Annotated in this window: 21 protein-coding genes and 1 tRNA gene; 13 read left to right on the forward strand and 9 right to left on the reverse strand. The window is 37.7% G+C overall.

All coding sequences use genetic code 11. The features are described from left to right. Nucleotides 1-53: 53 nt before the first annotated feature. From FN924_RS06265 to FN924_RS06275, 3 genes are all read left to right on the forward strand, one after another. Entirely contained in the window at nt 54-248 is a 195-nt protein-coding gene (locus FN924_RS06265; RefSeq protein WP_143892751.1) for a hypothetical protein, read from the forward strand. A 225-nt stretch (nt 249-473) separates the two neighbouring features. Beyond that, entirely contained in the window at nt 474-749 is a 276-nt protein-coding gene (locus FN924_RS06270) for a hypothetical protein (protein ID WP_143892753.1), read from the forward strand. A gap of 84 nt (nt 750-833) precedes the next feature. Next, entirely contained in the window at nt 834-1739 is a 906-nt protein-coding gene (locus FN924_RS06275; RefSeq protein WP_143892755.1) for an MBL fold metallo-hydrolase, read from the forward strand. Here the strand turns inward: FN924_RS06275 and FN924_RS06280 are convergent. The 4 genes from FN924_RS06280 to FN924_RS06295 all read right to left on the reverse strand — a co-directional run bounded on the left by FN924_RS06280 (nt 1736) and on the right by FN924_RS06295 (nt 4294). Further along, nucleotides 1736-2392, reverse strand: a complete 657-nt coding sequence (locus tag FN924_RS06280; protein WP_194709696.1) for a DUF421 domain-containing protein — start codon at nt 2390-2392, stop codon at nt 1736-1738. The two genes, FN924_RS06275 and FN924_RS06280, sit on opposite strands and share 4 nt — an antisense overlap. A 128-nt stretch (nt 2393-2520) precedes the next feature. Next, nucleotides 2521-2943 carry a GNAT family N-acetyltransferase gene (locus tag FN924_RS06285; RefSeq protein WP_143892759.1) on the reverse strand — a complete coding sequence of 141 codons (423 nt, stop codon included), beginning with the start codon at nt 2941-2943 and terminating at the stop codon, nt 2521-2523. A 5-nt stretch (nt 2944-2948) separates the two neighbouring features. Next, a complete protein-coding gene (locus FN924_RS06290) occupies nt 2949-3464 on the reverse strand; it encodes a YjcG family protein (protein WP_143897147.1) in 516 nt (171 codons plus the stop codon). Between the two features lie 104 nt (nt 3465-3568). Then, complete coding sequence (locus FN924_RS06295) at nt 3569-4294, reverse strand: alpha/beta hydrolase (RefSeq protein ID WP_143892761.1); 726 nt, start codon at nt 4292-4294, stop codon at nt 3569-3571. A gap of 152 nt (nt 4295-4446) precedes the next feature. On the opposite strand from FN924_RS06295, the gene FN924_RS06300 reads away from it, so the two are divergent. The 3 genes from FN924_RS06300 to FN924_RS06310 all read left to right on the forward strand — a co-directional run bounded on the left by FN924_RS06300 (nt 4447) and on the right by FN924_RS06310 (nt 6826). After that, a complete protein-coding gene (locus tag FN924_RS06300) occupies nt 4447-6192 on the forward strand; it encodes a methyl-accepting chemotaxis protein (protein WP_143892763.1) in 1746 nt (581 codons plus the stop codon). A 131-nt stretch (nt 6193-6323) separates the two neighbouring features. Beyond that, nucleotides 6324-6563, forward strand: a complete 240-nt coding sequence (locus FN924_RS06305; protein ID WP_143892765.1) for a Parvovirus coat protein VP1-like protein — start codon at nt 6324-6326, stop codon at nt 6561-6563. Between the two features lie 190 nt (nt 6564-6753). Next, nucleotides 6754-6826: transfer RNA gene (locus tag FN924_RS06310), tRNA-Val, on the forward strand. 221 nt (nt 6827-7047) lie between these two features. On the opposite strand, the gene trhA is transcribed toward FN924_RS06310, so the two are convergent. The 3 genes from trhA to FN924_RS06325 all read right to left on the reverse strand — a co-directional run bounded on the left by trhA (nt 7048) and on the right by FN924_RS06325 (nt 11453). Next, nucleotides 7048-7689 (reverse strand): PAQR family membrane homeostasis protein TrhA, encoded by a 642-nt coding sequence (trhA, locus tag FN924_RS06315; RefSeq protein WP_143892766.1) that lies wholly within the window; start codon nt 7687-7689, stop codon nt 7048-7050. Nucleotides 7690-8111: 422 nt separating this feature from the next. Continuing rightward, entirely contained in the window at nt 8112-9953 is a 1842-nt protein-coding gene (locus tag FN924_RS06320) for an LTA synthase family protein (RefSeq protein ID WP_228409598.1), read from the reverse strand. A 105-nt stretch (nt 9954-10058) separates the two neighbouring features. Next, nucleotides 10059-11453 carry an MFS transporter gene (locus FN924_RS06325; protein WP_194709697.1) on the reverse strand — a complete coding sequence of 465 codons (1395 nt, stop codon included), beginning with the start codon at nt 11451-11453 and terminating at the stop codon, nt 10059-10061. 159 nt (nt 11454-11612) lie between these two features. Here FN924_RS06325 and FN924_RS19285 point away from each other — a divergent pair, with 159 nt between their 5' ends. Continuing rightward, nucleotides 11613-12062 carry an MGDG synthase family glycosyltransferase gene (locus FN924_RS19285; protein WP_228409599.1) on the forward strand — a complete coding sequence of 150 codons (450 nt, stop codon included), beginning with the start codon at nt 11613-11615 and terminating at the stop codon, nt 12060-12062. Nucleotides 12063-12251: 189 nt separating this feature from the next. After that, on the forward strand, nt 12252-12767 hold the full coding sequence (locus FN924_RS19290) for a glycosyltransferase (protein WP_228409600.1): 516 nt from the start codon (nt 12252-12254) through the stop codon (nt 12765-12767). 52 nt (nt 12768-12819) lie between these two features. Here the strand turns inward: FN924_RS19290 and FN924_RS06335 are convergent, their stop codons facing one another. Continuing rightward, nucleotides 12820-13146: a sensor histidine kinase gene (locus FN924_RS06335; RefSeq protein WP_228409601.1), complete on the reverse strand. Its 327-nt coding sequence runs from the start codon at nt 13144-13146 to the stop codon at nt 12820-12822. A gap of 126 nt (nt 13147-13272) precedes the next feature. Here FN924_RS06335 and FN924_RS06340 point away from each other — a divergent pair, with 126 nt between their 5' ends. Beyond that, nucleotides 13273-14130 (forward strand): dimethylarginine dimethylaminohydrolase family protein, encoded by an 858-nt coding sequence (locus tag FN924_RS06340; protein WP_143892770.1) that lies wholly within the window; start codon nt 13273-13275, stop codon nt 14128-14130. 32 nt (nt 14131-14162) lie between these two features. Here FN924_RS06340 and FN924_RS06345 read toward each other — a convergent pair whose 3' ends face one another. Then, a complete protein-coding gene (locus FN924_RS06345; RefSeq protein WP_143892772.1) occupies nt 14163-14885 on the reverse strand; it encodes a type 1 glutamine amidotransferase in 723 nt (240 codons plus the stop codon). A 146-nt stretch (nt 14886-15031) separates the two neighbouring features. On the opposite strand from FN924_RS06345, the gene FN924_RS06350 reads away from it, so the two are divergent. The 4 genes from FN924_RS06350 to FN924_RS06360 are packed head-to-tail and all read left to right on the forward strand — an operon-like array spanning nt 15032 to nt 17173. Beyond that, nucleotides 15032-16489: a protein adenylyltransferase SelO gene (locus tag FN924_RS06350; protein ID WP_407692008.1), complete on the forward strand. Its 1458-nt coding sequence runs from the start codon at nt 15032-15034 to the stop codon at nt 16487-16489. Between the two features lie 23 nt (nt 16490-16512). Next, a complete protein-coding gene (locus tag FN924_RS19695) occupies nt 16513-16683 on the forward strand; it encodes a hypothetical protein (protein WP_323368640.1) in 171 nt (56 codons plus the stop codon). Nucleotides 16684-16712: 29 nt separating this feature from the next. Further along, nucleotides 16713-17042, forward strand: a complete 330-nt coding sequence (locus FN924_RS19700; RefSeq protein WP_323368641.1) for an NADPH-dependent FMN reductase — start codon at nt 16713-16715, stop codon at nt 17040-17042. Nucleotides 17043-17080: 38 nt separating this feature from the next. Further along, nucleotides 17081-17173 carry an iron chelate uptake ABC transporter family permease subunit gene (locus FN924_RS06360; RefSeq protein ID WP_407692016.1) on the forward strand — a complete coding sequence of 31 codons (93 nt, stop codon included), beginning with the start codon at nt 17081-17083 and terminating at the stop codon, nt 17171-17173.

Raw genomic sequence — 17173 nt, forward strand, 5'->3', positions numbered from 1 at the left:
CAACTACATAGAATAATAGCGATTAAGCAATAGGAAAAGGAGTGAACCAATTCATGTCTGAACGTAAAAAGGTTATACATGTGAAAGATCTTGTCATCCAAGCAGAAAATGTTCGTATCGAACCACCACGTCCTCGTCCACGTCCAGTACGTCCATTCCCACCCCAACATCCACGTTTTAGAAGAGACGAAGAAGTTGAGGGAATCGAGGATGAATCCGAAATCGAAAGCAGCAGCAAAGACGAATGATATACAAAAAGGGGGTAGCTAGAAGCTACCCCCTTCCTTATTCGACATAACCTAACAAAAACCGGGTCGTGCCTGTCACCACCCGAAAATGTCACCACCCGAAAAGAGCTTTTTTGTTTGACGGTCATATGCGGTTTCTTTTTTCCGAATCATATTTCATAACAGGCATACTTTTTGACTAAAACGGGTATATATAAATAAATCATTAGTAGGGAGGTTTCCATCATGGGTTATATTCTTCCGATTCCAAACTATCAATATAGTGATTATCATACGAGAACAACCACGAAAGGTACCGATCCTTTTCATATTGGGAAAGTATATAAATCAAAACTTGATCGAAATCGTCCCTTTGAAGAGCAATTAGATGAGCTTCGAGAAGAGCCGGAAGAGATGGCTGCATATCGAGAAGGTAGAAGACGAATATATTACCATGTACCTATGGAGCAATTATATGCAGAGCTTACCGGTGTGGGACAACATATAAACGAAAAGATATAAGAGAACGGTTTAAAAAGGCTGGGGTGAATACCTTGGCCTTTTTATTATGCTATAATAGTCCAAAATCAATCGAGAGGTGAGCATATGGACTTTCAGCAACTGCACAATACCTGTTATTGTTTCCATGGTCCAGTTAACATTGGATACGTACAACAAGGTTCTGAGGGACTCTTAATCGATGCAGGAATTGATAAGTCAACAATGAAAAAGGTAATTCGTCAGTTAGAAGAAAAGCAGCTCCCTATCACTCATCTATTCCTTACACACGCACATACGGATCACTTCGGTGGTGCTGCTTATCTTCAACAACATTATGAGGTTTACACTATTGCTCCTGAATTGGAAGAAGCCATCATACGTAATCCAGTTCTAGAACCGATTTATTTGTTCTCAGGTAATGATCCCTTACCAGAATTACGCAATAAGTTTTTAGAAGGAACATCAGCTAGAATAAATCAAATCGTAACAGAAGGTAAGTATTCGATTGGGAATTTCTATGTTGAAACGTACTTCCTTCCAGGCCATAGCTATGGACAATTAGGAATCAAAGTAGATGAAGTGCTATATGCAGGAGATAGCTACTTCAGTGAAGAGCAACTACATAAGCACAAAATTCCGTTTCTAACAGATGCCTATCAATTGCTAGAAAGCCTTCAAAAACTGAAGGAATTAGACTGCATAGGTGGAATTCCTGGCCATGGTGATTTCGAAAAAGAATTTCACCGAACCGTGCAAGCTAACATCCAATACCACGAAAAGCTCCTAAGATGGTTAGAAGACGAAATAATAAACGAAGAGACTGGCATTTCGCATGAACAAATCGTAAGTAGAATGTGTAATCAGTTTGGAGTCCAGCCTAAGCATTTGTCTCAATGGTTACTTTTCCGTACTGCAGTAACAGGCTATATAACAGCACTTATAAAACAAGAAAAAATTAGCCATCGAATCGAAAACAATATGTGGGTGTTTCAAACAAAAGAGAAGGCTTAGTATGGTTGCACATACAGGCCTTCTCCTGTTTTAAATTCTGCAATAAATACCTCTTTTACGGAGTTGAATTTTTTTTCTTTTAATTGTTTATCTAACCAATTTTGGTCAAATCCAGACTCCCTCACATTATCCCAGAGGACTTCCCCGTCTACAATCATTAATATAGGAATATGAACATCTTGCTCAGGAAGCTTCAAATCTTTTCGTGTTGGGGATTGGTCATTGGATGATTTTAATATCGAAATAGATCCATCCGTTTCTAAGACGGCATATTCCACTTCTTGAATGGAGAAAGCCCCCTTAGAACGTAACAAGTGCATCAGTTGATTTATATCTAACTTACTCTTTTTCATGGATTTTCTACTTACTTTACCTTGATGGATAATTAGAGTTGGTTTCCCTTCAAACAGTTCTCTTGTCCGCTTAAACCTTTGAGTAGACCATTCAATCACATATAAAAGGCCGCCCCATAAAAAAATAGCAAGAGCCATTTCTTTTAACCCTGCTTTATCATCAAACAGAACATTCCCAACCAATTCTCCGAATATCATTGCAGAAATAAAATCAAAAGCTGTTAGCTGAGTAATCTGTGTCTTTCCAAGTAGTTTTGTGATAAATAGTAGCGATACAAAACCGAACAATGTCTCGATCATGATGGAACCTGGAGTAATAGGAATGCACCCCTTTTTATGAGAGTTTGTTCTACCTTTTGGTAGTTTGTCCGGTTTTCAGCAAAAAATGCAAGAGATAGCAAAGAAAAAGCCTTTCAAAAAGAAAGGCTTTATAACGACTTAATCATCGTCACATGCGGAATTCCTGCATCCATAAACGTATCGGAGATCGTTTTATAGCCTAGTGATTTGTAAAAACCTTCGGCATGGGTTTGAGCATTCAGTTTTGATTTTTGTAAACCTTTATCCTGAATGTAAGCTTCCATCCTTGAGATGATGTCTTTTCCATACGATTTTCCACGGTGCTCCTTCAAGACACAAATACGTTCCAATTTCCCGTAATCCTCCACTAAACGCAGACGACTAGCTGCGACCGGAATATGATTTTCATAGCCAACAAAGTGAATAGCTATGTCTTCTAAATCATCGATTTCTAATTCTGGCGGGACGTTTTGTTCTTCCACGAAGACTTGTCTACGAACGGAATAAGCATCCGCTTTTTCTTGTTCTGTTGCTGCAATACGAACGTCCATCCTGATTACTCCTGTCCAAATGTAAATGTTTCGTGAACCGTCCATGCACCATTTTCTAATTGGTACATGAGCTGAAAACGATCGACTGTTTGTTCAAAATTAAACTCTTGCATTTTTAAGCTTCCGAACACATCTGAATATTCATCGTGAGAAAGCTTTTGAGCAATTGTAATATGTGGAACGAAGGAATAGGTCTGTTCCTGTGGCAGCACATTTCCACTGTGAAGACGTTCATTTAATTTCATCAGCTCAGGTACGGGTTCCACTTTTAAGTAAATCGTATTTGTTACCGGTGAAAAAGAGCTTACTTTCTTAATTTCTAGCTTAAAAGGGGACGTATGTTTAGCAATCTCCTTAAGCTCCTGAATCAAGTCATTGATTTGATCCTCTTCCAATTCAAATGGTTCTTTCAATGTCACATGTGGTGGAATTAACGCATAATGCGGATCATATCTTTTACGGAATGAATTAGCTTCATCTTGTATTTTTTTTGAAGGAAATATAGCGATTCCATATTTCATCATTTTTGTCCTCCATTCTCTCATTTATTGCGATAGTTATGACTGCTAATATTATACCAAAAAATTGAACGAAAGATGACGGTTACAGTTCAAGAAATTTCCAACTAATATCCAAACATCGTCTTTAAGGCTTGTTTGATATCTTGTTGCCAATATTTCCAAGTATGATTACCATCAAATTCAACGTATTCATAACTCGTTCCTTTAGATGCTAGCAGTTCCTGTAGCTCCCGATTCGGTGTAATAAAATCTAGAACTCCATCCCTGGTGGTTTGGACCTCTGTTTCCTTATTTCCAACTGTATGATAGATGGAAAGCTGGTCAAGGTTTTTGGAATTTGCAACAGCATCCATTACGGTTTTGTTCACAAAGGGGGATTGCATGATGACTTTTCCAAAGGTATTCGGATAACGAAGGGCCGTCATTAATGCAAAGGTACCGGCCATCGAATCTCCCATCAACGTTCGGCTACCACCAATTTGAAAGGTCGATATTTCTTCATCTAACAATGGAACGACTTCCTTTACAAGAAAGTTCATGTATGCTTCCAGCTTAGCGCCATCTGGATGATATTTGTCTAACCGATCGAATTTATCCTTGTAATGGATACCAACAAATACGGTATCTTCAATGTCTCCTTCTTCGTGAAGCTGATCACTCCATGTAGCAATTTTCCCGATGCGAAAGTAATCCTCTCCGTCTTGCATAATGCAGAGCTGATAAGATTTTAAAGGAGAAAACATCTCTGGAACATACCATTTCACAGTCATTGTTTCTTCTAAAAATTTACTTTCCATTTGACGTTCCATCATCTTTCCTTTTCTTTGCATGTTTACACCCCTTAGGACAGGTTATCGACTTTATTCCCTATCTTTCTCTATAAAAAACGTATATCTCATTTTATCATAAAATGTGTATTCTCTATACAAATCTGAGCAGAAATGACGATATAAAAAGAAAAAGCTTTAAGGGGAACAAGCAGATGAAAAAATGGAAATGGAACAGAAAAAGTATATTTGTACAACTTATGGCATTAGCATTTTTGATTACGGTGATTACTGGAGGGGCTGTTGGAACAACTAGTTATTTTATTTCGAAACAAGCCTTAATGGATGCTGGAAAAGAAGACCTTCGCCATTTAGTAAGTGGTTCACTCGCAACTTTACACTCTTTAAACGATCAGGTTGAAAGTGGTGATTTATCGTTAGACGAAGCCCAAGAAAAAGCAAGAGAGTTACTAAGTGGGCCAAAGAATTCTGAAGGATATGACTTTAAAAAATCCTCTTTCCTTTATAAGGAAGATGGATATATTATTGCGTATGGAACGGATTATTCTACACAAGTTCACCCTTCTAATCCAATCGGAGAGGTACCGGAAGACACAACAAATAGAGAAAACATGACCAAAGGTGCTCAAAGCAATAATTTGGAGGACCATTATACAACGTATAAAGATGAAAGAGAAGAAACAGGGAAAATAGAAGATAAAATGTCTTATATGACGTACTTTGAACCGTGGGATTGGAATGTCGGAATTGCAGTGTACCAATCTGAATTTTTTAAATCCTTACATTCGGTAAAATGGTACATTATTGGGATAACTATTGGAATTACCATCCTAAGTCTTGTTATTTTTTACTTCGTTATCAGAAGAAAGCTTAAAATGCTTAATCAAGTAACAGAAGCTGCGAATAAAATCGCAGATGGGGAAATTAGCTCTACACAACTTCCAGAATCCAAAGACGAAATTGGCCAGCTAGCGCATTCCTTTAACTTGATGTCTCATCAATTAAAAGAAGTTATCGTAAAACTTCAAGGGACTGGAAAGCAACTCTTGGATTCTGCGAATGATCTTTCTGCAGTATCCGAGGAAACATCTGCAACAAGTGAAGAAGTAGGAAGAGCGATTTCCGAGATTGCTTCAGGAACACAAGCACAAGCATCTGATTTAGAAGATATTAATCAAAGCGTTGAAACGCTAAACAATTCTATCGATACGATGAACGAACAAACGAACAGAATTAAAGAAATTACGAATGTATCAGAAAAAGCATCTTCCGAGGGTAAAGAGATTGTGAGTAAGCTTCGTGAGTCGAATGACCAATCTCAACAGGCATCTGATAAAATCAGTGTTGGAATCACGAACCTTTACAATAAGTCTAGCGAAATTGCAGGCATTACATCGACTATAGAAAGCATTGCAAATGAAACAAACCTACTAGCTTTAAATGCAAGTATTGAAGCAGCTAGAGCTGGGGAGCACGGCAAAGGGTTCTCAGTAGTTGCGGATGAAATTCGTAAGCTAGCAGAGCAATCTACAAAGGCTACACACCAGGTTCAAGAAGTTATTACTAGCATTTCCGAAGAAACGGAAAAGACAGTTATGGTTATGGCTGAATCTATGAACTTTTCCGTTGAATTAAATACAAATGTTCAACAAACAGAAAAACAGTTCAGTTCGATTTCAGATTCCATCGCAGCAACTACGGAAGCTTTAACAGTATTAACAGCAGAGATTGCAGAAATCGTTCGTCATAATACAAAGATTACAGCGGGCATACAAAACACTTCAGCTGTGTCTGAAGAAACAGCTGCTTCTGTCGAAGAAATTACATCTTCTGTGGAAGAGCAAATTCGAGCGATTTCAAACGTTGCAGAATCTGCAGAGCAACTGACAGAATTGAATCAAGAATTAAATGAAGTCTTGAAGGCGTATCGTCTTTCATAAAACATGAAAAATACTATCCCGGTTAGGGGTAGTATTTTTTTGCCTAAATATAGAACGTACAGGCACACTCCCAATCGGAATCTCTCACGTATTCATAAATTGTAATAAGAGCGAACGAAGGAGGGAAATAAGTGGCTTGTTACGGTAGATATCGTTATTGTGGACCAAACTGCTCAGGACCAGGAGCTCCTATCAATCAGCTAGATTCTATTTGTAGACAACACGATTTATGTTATCGAAGATACGGACAAAAACATTGTGATCGGATCTTTTTAAGTAGAGTCCGGCCGCTTGCAAATCGAAGAACCAAAATGGGAAGAGATGCCCGTTTTATGTATAAAGTCATGCGATTAAAGTCTACATTATTCTAACGAAAATAAACCTAAGTTTACGAGTAACTTAGGTTTATTTTTTGCACCAATATTTTTTAGTTGTGTTGATTAGTACTATTGATGTATATGAATGTGAAGCTACATTCGACTACCAATCTTCTAAGATCCCCTTCTTATTAGCATTGACAAGATGCTAGAAAAAGGATTATATTATTATTTGTCGATACTTGATTCCGTAGCTCAGCTGGGAGAGCGCCACCTTGACAGGGTGGAGGTCGTTGGTTCGAGCCCAATCGGAATCATCAACTGCATGGTTACAGCATTTTAGGATAGTGATACATGCCTTTGTTTAAAGGTGTGTGGCGCTACCTTTACTGTATGTTCGGCCTTCTAGCGTTGTATTCATTATACTCGCATAGGGGGCTATTTTAATGGCTTTAATCGAACATAAAATAAAAACTAAATCGAAGTTGTATCTTACGTGGCAATATAAAACATTACTTTTCCATCTAAATACGAATGTCTATTCCAATAGAGTTAGTACACTCAAAACGTGCATAAAACTTCCCGCCACGACAAAAAGATGCCATACTGCATGATGAAATTTGAATGCTCTCCATATGTAGAAAATAGCCCCTAACGTATAAAACAGACCACCAACGACGAGATACGTTAATCCTTTAGGTGTAAGGTATTCTGTTAAAGGACCCCAAGCTAAAACAATGAACCAACCCATCACAACATATAGCACCGTTGATGTGAATAAGAACTTTTTAACGAAAAATGACTTAAAGACCGTTCCTCCAATAGCAAATCCCCATACGATACCGAAAATAGTCCATCCTAACCAACCTTGAACCGCTATTAGCATGTAGGGGGTGTAGGTTCCAGCGATTAAAAAGTAGATAGAAGAATGATCAAATATTTCAAATAAATCTTTCACTCTGCTACCTTCTGGGAACGCATGTAATAACGTAGACGATACATACATGAGAAGCATGGTAAAACCGAATATGATGAAACTTACAATATGCCATGCGGTTCCGTACAAGGACGAATATACAATCAATACAACTAATGATACGATACTAAAAAGAACTCCTATACCATGTGTAATGGCGTTTGCAAGTTCCTCACCTTTGCTGAATGTATGTGTGTTAGCCATTATATCTCTCCTTTTTAATCGTATAGTTTTGTTCACAAGCACGCACGATTTTAATGAAGTTTTTCATATTATTCACTGCGTATCTTAATCGTAAATCAATTTAGTTTACTTTTTCTCGATTATTCGTTTAAAACATGATATACCAAAATGAACAACGAATTCTATACGTTTCCTTTTAACTTTTCTAACTATAACACAAATAGATTATGACATGGATTGTCAACACTTCACTAAACAGTTAATATTCGTTCTACCACTTTGTATATTCACTCTGAGAAAGTTAGACCTTTTGATTGTCAATTGTAGTCTAATGAACCAGATCCGCATGCCTAACTGGAAATCACCGGTTGAGCTCAATTGAAAGCATAAAAGAAAATGCCTGATAACAACCGTTATCAGGCATTTTCCTATTCAACAACTCATCATTCAAAATCATAAAACCGGAACAAATCCCCATAAACAATCTCATCTGAATAATTCAATTCTTGCATGACCTTTTCTTTTATCGGTTCACATGCCGTATTGTCTTCTAGAGGGCTTTTTGAATCTCTATCATAGCACGTTTCTTTCGTATATGCGTAGTCATCACTTATAAAGCTACCATCCCGGAAAGTGATAAATTCTTTTCGATCATCCGCAAACAAATCCGTACCAAATCCAATGTCATTAGAAGTATCTATACCGAGTAGATGCAAGAGAGTAGGTTTGACATCAATTTGACCAGCAAGTTCTGACATAACTTTGCCTTCTTCGCCAGGAATGTGAATGAAGAATGGGACACGCTGTAACTGCAAATGATCATAAGCGGTAATCTCTTTTCCTAAATATTGACCGAGTGCTTTATTTTCATATTCACTAATTCCGTAATGATCTCCCATTAAAACAATAACCGAATTATCGTATAGTCCGGATTGTTTTAATTGCTCAAAGAACTGTTCGATAGCTTCGTCCGTATAGCGGACGGTTTGGAAATAATGATTAAGTGTCGTAGACTCTGAGTCATACGGTTCAATCGATGCATCCTCTTCTCCTAATTCGTAAGGATGATGATTCGTTAGTGTAATGAACTTTGTATAGAACGGTTTAGGTAGCTCTTGTAAGTATTTGATGGACTGTGTGAAAAATGACTTATCCTTTAATCCCCATCCTACAGAATTTTCTTCCGTAATCTGATAGGCCGTTTCATCAAAAAATTTCTTATAGCCTAATGCATCGTACATAATGTTCCGATTCCAAAAGCTTTTATTATTCGCATGGAAGACGGAAGAATAATACCCTTGTTGATTTAAGATTTCTGGCATTGCGTTATATTCATTTTGTCCTCGAACAAAGAAAACAGCGCCGCTCGGTAGAGGATATAACGAGTTTTCTACAAGGAATTCCGAATCAGATGTTTTCCCTTGTGCCACTTGATGATAAAAGTTTTCGAAATAATAGCTTTCGCCAACCAAGTCATTCAAAAACGGTGTGATTTCTTCGCCGTTCACTGTATTGTTAATCACGAAGCTTTGTATCGATTCTAATGAAATAAAAATAAGGTTACGATCCTTCGCAATTCCAAAAAGCTCCGATTGATCCTTACTTTTCACGTTTTGATTTACATAGTCACTGATTTCTGAGATTTTGCTTTCATCTGCAAAAGCTCTTTGAGAAGTAGAGAAAGCTTGTTGTGCAATATCATACACATGGTAATTAAACAGACCAATATTTTTAACAAAGTCTTCTCGATCAAACACATTCGTATATAAGTTCGGTCGTCCTACTTCTGCCAGTAATAAGTTAGCAACGAGCATGACAACAGATAAAGCTAAAATAGATCTTTTTTTCTTTGGGACATAGGTTATTGTATCTCGTTTAAAACTGATGATCATGATAAGGATAACGTCAATTAGTAATAATGGATCTGATGGGTGAAGCAAGCTAAATATGCTATTTGTTACATCTCCTGCGTTATTAGCTTGGAACATTACTGGAATTGTAATGAAATCCGTGAAATCTCGATAAAACATCGTATTGGCCCAAATTATGATTGTGCCTAATAGTGCTCCAATACTAACGAAAAGTTTTTGATAAATCCCTTTAAACCAAATACTTAATCCAAAAAATAAAAACGCTGAAATAAATGGATTAAGGACAAATAGAATGGCTTGCATCGGATTATCTATCGACATATCAAATACCAACGAATAAACGAGGAGCGTTTTAAATCCGAAGAGAATACTAGCAAGGATATATATAGGTAAGTGGATGATTTTTTTCATCATATCTATTCCCCCACAAATGAATAATCATATTAATCTGCCCCATCTAAAAAAGCTTTACTATACATGACGAATTTTGTCTGCATTTTGTTTCATAATCGATCATAATTATTTGTTTCCACGCTTCGTTAATGTACGTTTAACGTGCTTGATATCTGTTACATTATTGTTAGCCATTTTCACATAGCAAATGGCAGAAGGAATTAAGAAAAGTTGTAAGACGCATAAGGTAATTATATAGTTATGCGGCTCCGTAAACTGTGTTCCAATAATCCCTAAAATAATCCCAACAGCTACATTCCCTATGGTTCTTCCGATACTATTGAAAAGATTAGCAATACTAAATGCTGTTCCTCTATGCTCAGGAAGGTTCACATCTGTTATTAGTGCCAGCCAATTCGGAGTATTTGCTGATTGAAATGCAGAGGCAACAAAAGATAATAAAAATAACAAAGCAACCCATGGGTTTAAAAAGATTTGTTGGATAAGGCTGACTACAATGTCCACAGCGCTCCCGTCATTTGGTAAGGATAGATTGGTCATTGGAATAGCAAAAAAGCAAATGTATAAAGGCAAAGTAAAGAAAACAAAGAAAGCTGTTATATAAGCTCTGCCTTTGAAGCTTTTTCTTTGAACGCGATCCCCAAGATGTCCTAAATAGACAGACGCCATTCCACCAATTTGAAAAATAGCATACAAAAATCCGGACGCAATAACGGCTGTATCCATGTCATACCCTTGTTGAATGATTTTATAGGTATATAAGGTCGGAATCCAAATAAGGCTCCCTGTTGCGATATTCATAAAGAGAGCTTGGAAGTACAAATACACATTACTGCCTTTTAACAGAATTGCTTTTAAGTGTTTTGCTTCAATGACATAGTCATATGTCTGATTACTACTCTCCATTTCGTTTAATTCTGGATCAGAAGCACCACGGTTTGGCTCTGTAATAAACACATATAAAAAGATGAGAGCTAACCCAATCATACCAACTAATTCAAAGGACCATCTCCAGCCGGAACTAGTCGTTGTTAAGGAAGCCATCATAGAACCAACAATTCCGCCAAGGCCTTGAGCCATTCCCCATAAGCTTAGAATGAGTCCGCGTTTTCGATAAGGGATGTAATCCGTTAGAACGCTGAACCCAATGGAAGCCATACAACCAAGACCAATTCCGGTTAAAATCTGATAGAAAAGTAATTCTACAAAGCTACGACTAATTGCAGTTAAGAAAATGGAACCTACCCAAATTAGGGTTCCAATAATGATTAATCTCTTTCGCTTATGTTTGCCGGACAGGTACCCCCAATAAATAGAAGAAATTGCTGTTACTAATATATTCATCCCGGAGATAAACCCAAGATTTCCTACATTAATAGATAGATCTTCAGCAATGTATGGAAATAGTGGAGGGAAAAGTCCAATTATGATATGTTCAAAAGCAGCAAGAGCAATAAAAACAAATATGGTATAGTATATTTGGAAGGTAGAAAGTTTCACAAGGAAGCTCCTTTTAGTTTCCTAAGTCTTCAACCATATTATTTTATCACAATAGATAGTGTAAATATATGAAATTGATTATTTACAAAACTTTACCCAATACTTAATACAGATTTGTTATACTTGGTAAGTATTTGTAAAAGAAGGGTTGATTATTATATGCAGAAAAAGATACTCGTTATATCTTCTGACAATACTGGACATGGACATAAGAGTATTACAGAAGCAATCTGTGAAAAAGTACATATAGATGATAATGTTTTAGTAGAGGTAGTGGACGGATTCTCTCTTGGTGGAAAATTGCTATTTGGAATTGGGAAGTCGTATGGCCCTATTACAAGATATTCTGAAGGTTTGTGGAAATTCATTTGGAATATGTCTGCTTTAAAAGCGCCATTGGTAAATAAACTAATCGAGAAATTAATTCAAAAAAACTTTTTAAAGTTAATAGATAAGGTTCAACCAGATTTAATCTTGTCTGTCCATCCTAACTTTAATGGTTCTGTATTGAACATTTTAGAAAAACATAAAATACAGATTCCATTTTATACGCTTATCGCAGACCTAGTAAACATCTATCCGCTCTGGGCAGATCCTAGAGTGGATTAAATTCTAAGTCCCACTATGGAAGCAAAGGAAAAATGTTTGCATTATGGGATTCCTGAAGAAAAAATAAAAGTGTTAGGTTTTCCTGTCCGATCGAGATTTTTTTCTGAAACGCAAAAGGTCTTGGAAGGTAAGGACCAACGCCCATCGCTTAATTGTTTGATTATGAGTGGCGGAGAAGGGGTCGGCAACATGAATACGATTGCCGAACATTTGCTAGATAACTTTGATTGTAAAGTCAAAATTATCGCTGGTAGAAATCAAAAACTAAAAGCGAAGCTTGAAGAATCTTTGATAGGTAAATATGGGGATAAAGTTCAGATTTACGGGTTTACGAATAAAATTCATGAACTGATGCTAGAAGCCGATATTGCCTTTACAAGAGGTAGCCCGAATGTTATGTATGAAGCTGTTGCAGCTAACACACCATTAGTGATAACTGGTGCTTTACCTGGCCAGGAAGAAGACAACCCCTTATTTGCTGAAAGGGCAAACCTAGGAGTCATTTGTAGAGATGTACATGATATTAGTTCCATCATTGGGGAACTATTGGCTAATAATTATGAGAAATTAAACATGATTAAGCAATCTCAGCGTGAATTTATTAATGGGGATGCAGCAGAAGATATACTAACATTCCTTCTTCATACTCGAGTGAGTGATAAGAAAGAAGAAGTGGACTTGAAAGTCGTTAATTCCTTTAATTAATACCAAAGCCGTAACTCGTCCTATATGGAGTTACGGCTTTTTTTTTTATCTTTTATTTATTAGTCAATGGTAGCTTTATAGTAAAGATACTGCCTCTTCCAAGCTCAATTTGAACCTCAATGTTACCTCCACAGAGGTCGATGATTTTATGGACTAAAGTTAGTCCTAGACCATTACCAGCCATTGAATGGGAAGTGTCTCCTTGATAAAACTTGTCAAACATATGAGCCATTGTCTCGTCGCTCATACCAGAACCGCTATCTTCAAGTCGAAAAATCGCATCTCGGCCTACTTTGCATAGTCGAATCTTTAGTGTGCCGTTGTTAGCTATGTGTTTGATTGCATTGTCTAAACGGTTGACCCATACTTGATGAATCAAAATATTGGATTTAAGTAGATTTGAATTTTTAAATTTTTTTTAGGCACAATAAATCATTGACAAATCCTTTTGTTGCATTCTTGTTTTATTAAATTTTTATATCTTACTTATTGGAGGAGCCTTTACATGGATATTAACCACATAACAAGCTGTCATAGTGAATACGACGTATTAAAAAGAGTTATATTATGCCAACCACAATACATGACCATTCGTGATGTAATCAATGAAACACAAAAGAAATTTAAAGACGAAGGAATACATATACAACGAGCATTAGAGCAACACCAGGCATTTGTAAGTGAATTAAACAAACATGGGATAGAAACCATCTTACTCCCTTATCACAAGAAATACCCCGAGCAAGTCTTCACTAGAGATATTGGATTTTCCCTCGGACATATCATGTTTGTAGCGAGTATGGCAAACCAACTCCGTAGGGGAGAAGAGAATGTATTGAAATTATGGTTAGAGGATGAAGGATTATCTTATTACAACATTATTGGTGAAGACATTGAAGGTGGCGACGTCATTATTGATCAAGATACGATTTATATCGGTTTAAGTAATCGCACAAATAAAGACGCAGTAGAACATGTGAAAAGGGTGTTAGGGGATAAATATGACGTCAAAGCGATTCCGTTCACAGAAAAATATTTGCATTTAGACTGTGTATTTAATGTATTGTCACCGGAGGTTGCGATCATTTATCCAGAAGCACTTACACAGGAAGATATAGAACTTTTCTCTTCTAGATACGAGCTAATTGAAGTAACGGAGGAGGAGCAGTTTACATTAGGTACGAATGTATTAAGTATTGGAAATAAAAAAGTAATTAGTCTACCTGGGAATCAAAAAGTCAATCAAAACATGCGTGAAAAGGGATTTGAAGTGATTGAGGTGGAGTATTCGGAGATTATCAAGTCCGGTGGATCATTCAGATGCTCTACGATGCCAATATTACGTGAAGTAGGACAAGGATAATAAAAATAAAACTATATCATAAAGCCAAACCTTTAAGGATTTGGCTTTAAATCAAGTTTACTCTTCGTGATCTCTTCTTGAAAGTTATCCAATACATGAAAGATAAAGGTGCGACTTTCGTCATGATTTGCTGTATTCTTTAATTCTGTTAAAGGCTGTAAATATGGGCTGTTCACTGAATGTGGATAGTTCGTATTTACAATATAATCAATCGCTTCTTCATCAAACTCCGGGTGGAATTGTATCGCTAATGTTCGATTTCCAATCGCATATGCTTGATTCGCGCAAGCACTAGTCCCTAGTAAACAAGCATGTTCAGGTAGCTGGAACGTGTCAAAGTGAAATTCAAAGAATCGACCTTCCTCTGGAATACTTCTAAGAAGCGGATGTTTTCTAGCTACTTCATTAAAACGAACGGTATGCCAGCCAACCTCAACTTGAGTATGCTGATACGCTTTTCCTCCTAATGCACTTGCAACTAACTGGCTACCTAAACAAATCCCTAATACAAATTTGTCCGCTTTTACTGCCTGCCGTATATATTCCTTCTCGATTTTAAGCCAAGGATATGTATCCTCTTCATAGGCACCCATTCGTCCGCCTAGAACAATCAAGAGATCATAGCTATCTAACGCAGGGAATACTTGCGTCATATCGACTCTTGTCGTCGTTAACGTTGCATGATGCTGTTGCGCCCAACTTGCGATATTTGCATAACCTACGATTGGATCATGTTGAAATACGTGTATTCTCATTCCTCTCACTCCTCACCTTGCAGTCATTTTATTACAAACTCCACTGGATATCCATTATAATTTTTTAGGAGAGGTAAATCGGAAAATTGGAATAGCTGCTAGCAAGAAGCAGACACTAAACCCATTAACAAAGAGAAGGTGTCTTTATGATGGAAAGAGAAATATTCACATTAAAAAATAGCTATACAGAACTTCCAGAAACATTTTTTACGTTACAGGATCCAACACCAGTAGCCTCACCGGAGATGGTACTATTCAATGATAAACTAGCACAACAACTTGGATTAGACCCAGATACCTTAAAGGATGAGAAAGGAGTGAAAGTGCTAGCAGGTAATCAAATTCCTGAAGGATCGAAACCGTTAGCTCAAGCCTATGCAGGGCATCAGTTCGGAAACTTTACTATGCTTGGGGATGGCCGCGCAGTTTTACTTGGGGAACAAATTACTCCTAAGGGAGAACGAAAGGACATACAACTAAAAGGAGCTGGGAGAACTCCTTATTCAAGAGGAGGAGATGGCCGCGCAGCATTAGGACCAATGCTACGGGAGTACATGATTAGCGAGGCCATGCATGCCCTGGGGATTCCTACTACACGAAGTCTTGCTGTTATATCAACAGGGGAGCCTATTTACCGAGAAACAGAGCTTCCAGGCGCTATTTTAACTCGAATTGCGGCAAGTCATCTTCGTGTCGGAACGTTTCAGTATGCAAGAAAGTGGGGAACACCTGAAGATCTTCAAGCATTGGCTGACTATGCGATTCAGCGACATTATCCCGAGCTTCCGGATACCGATAACCGATATGTGGAATTTTTGCGAGCTGTCATCCGAAAACAAGCGGGACTAATTGCGAAGTGGCAATTAGTAGGATTCATCCACGGTGTGATGAATACAGACAATATGACAATTAGTGGGGAAACGATAGACTATGGTCCATGTGCATTTATGGACGTCTATCATCCGGAAACGGTCTTTAGTTCGATTGATGTTCAAGGGCGCTATCAATATCAAAACCAGCCCTATATCGCGGGATGGAATTTAGCGCGATTTGCGGAGGCTTTGTTACCACTTCTTCATCCAGTGCAAGACAAAGCAATTGAGATTGCGAATAAGGAAGTGACTGCTTTTATTGATGTGTACGAAGAACACTGGCTAAATGGAATGAGGGCAAAGCTGGGTCTTTTCCACAACAAAGAAGGGGATAAAGAGCTTGTAGAAGAATTATTAAGCCTGATGGAAGCAAATAAAGCGGACTATACGAATACGTTTCGGGCCCTAACTTTTCCGGATAAACAGGAGCAGCCTCTGTTTCAAGCGGAGGCCTTTAAACAATGGAGACACAAATGGGAAGACCGATTAAACAAGCAAAAAGAGAACAATGAGGATGTTCATGAACGGATGCGACAGCACAATCCAGCTGTCATTCCAAGAAATCATCGAGTAGAAGAAGCGTTAGATGCCGCAGGAAATGGGGACATGGATGTAGTCTCGGCATTACTGGATGTCTTACAGAATCCGTACGCACATGACGAGGTGCACGAAAACTATTGTAAGGCACCTGATACACCGGATCCTTCCTATCAAACATTTTGTGGAACTTAAGTAAAGAAGGGAGAGGAACCATCTTGAAGATACTTGGAGTAGCAGGGTCGTTGGCCGGTTGGAAAACAAATATGGCGGTTTATCATTTTTTAACAGCAGTCAAGGAGATAAACGCTACCTTGGAAACAGAGCTATTAGATTTACGTGACTATGATGTAGAAATGGGTCCGCGGGGAGCCAACAGCTTATTATAATTCCGACACATGGGATGTCGTGAAAGAAAGTGGAATCCGCTGATTTAATTGTGTTTGCAACACCAATATACCAAGCTTCTTTTACAGGTGCATTAAAAAATTTGTTGGACCATTTACAAATGAATGCATTGAAGGGAAAGATCACGGGTATTATTACACACGGTCATGTCGAAAAACATTTTCTTGTAGCCGAATATCAGTTAAAACCAATCCTCTCTTATTTAAAAGGGCTCGTTCCAACGACCAACGTATTTATTCATAATGATGCTTACGATGAAGAGAATGATATTGTGGATTCGAGTGCTCTAGAGCGATTAAGGAACCTAGCAGAGGAAATGCTGGAGTTGGCTCATAAGTAAAGATTGCAAAAATAGGAGCTTTCAAAAAGGCTCCTATTATTTTCGGCGATATTGAATTACCTGTTGGAATCGTCATCGCAATCATCGGGGTTCCATATTTTATTTATTTGTTATGTACAGGAAAAGCTTGA

Source organism: Radiobacillus deserti, from assembly GCF_007301515.1.
Taxonomy (GTDB): domain Bacteria; phylum Bacillota; class Bacilli; order Bacillales; family Amphibacillaceae; genus Radiobacillus; species Radiobacillus deserti.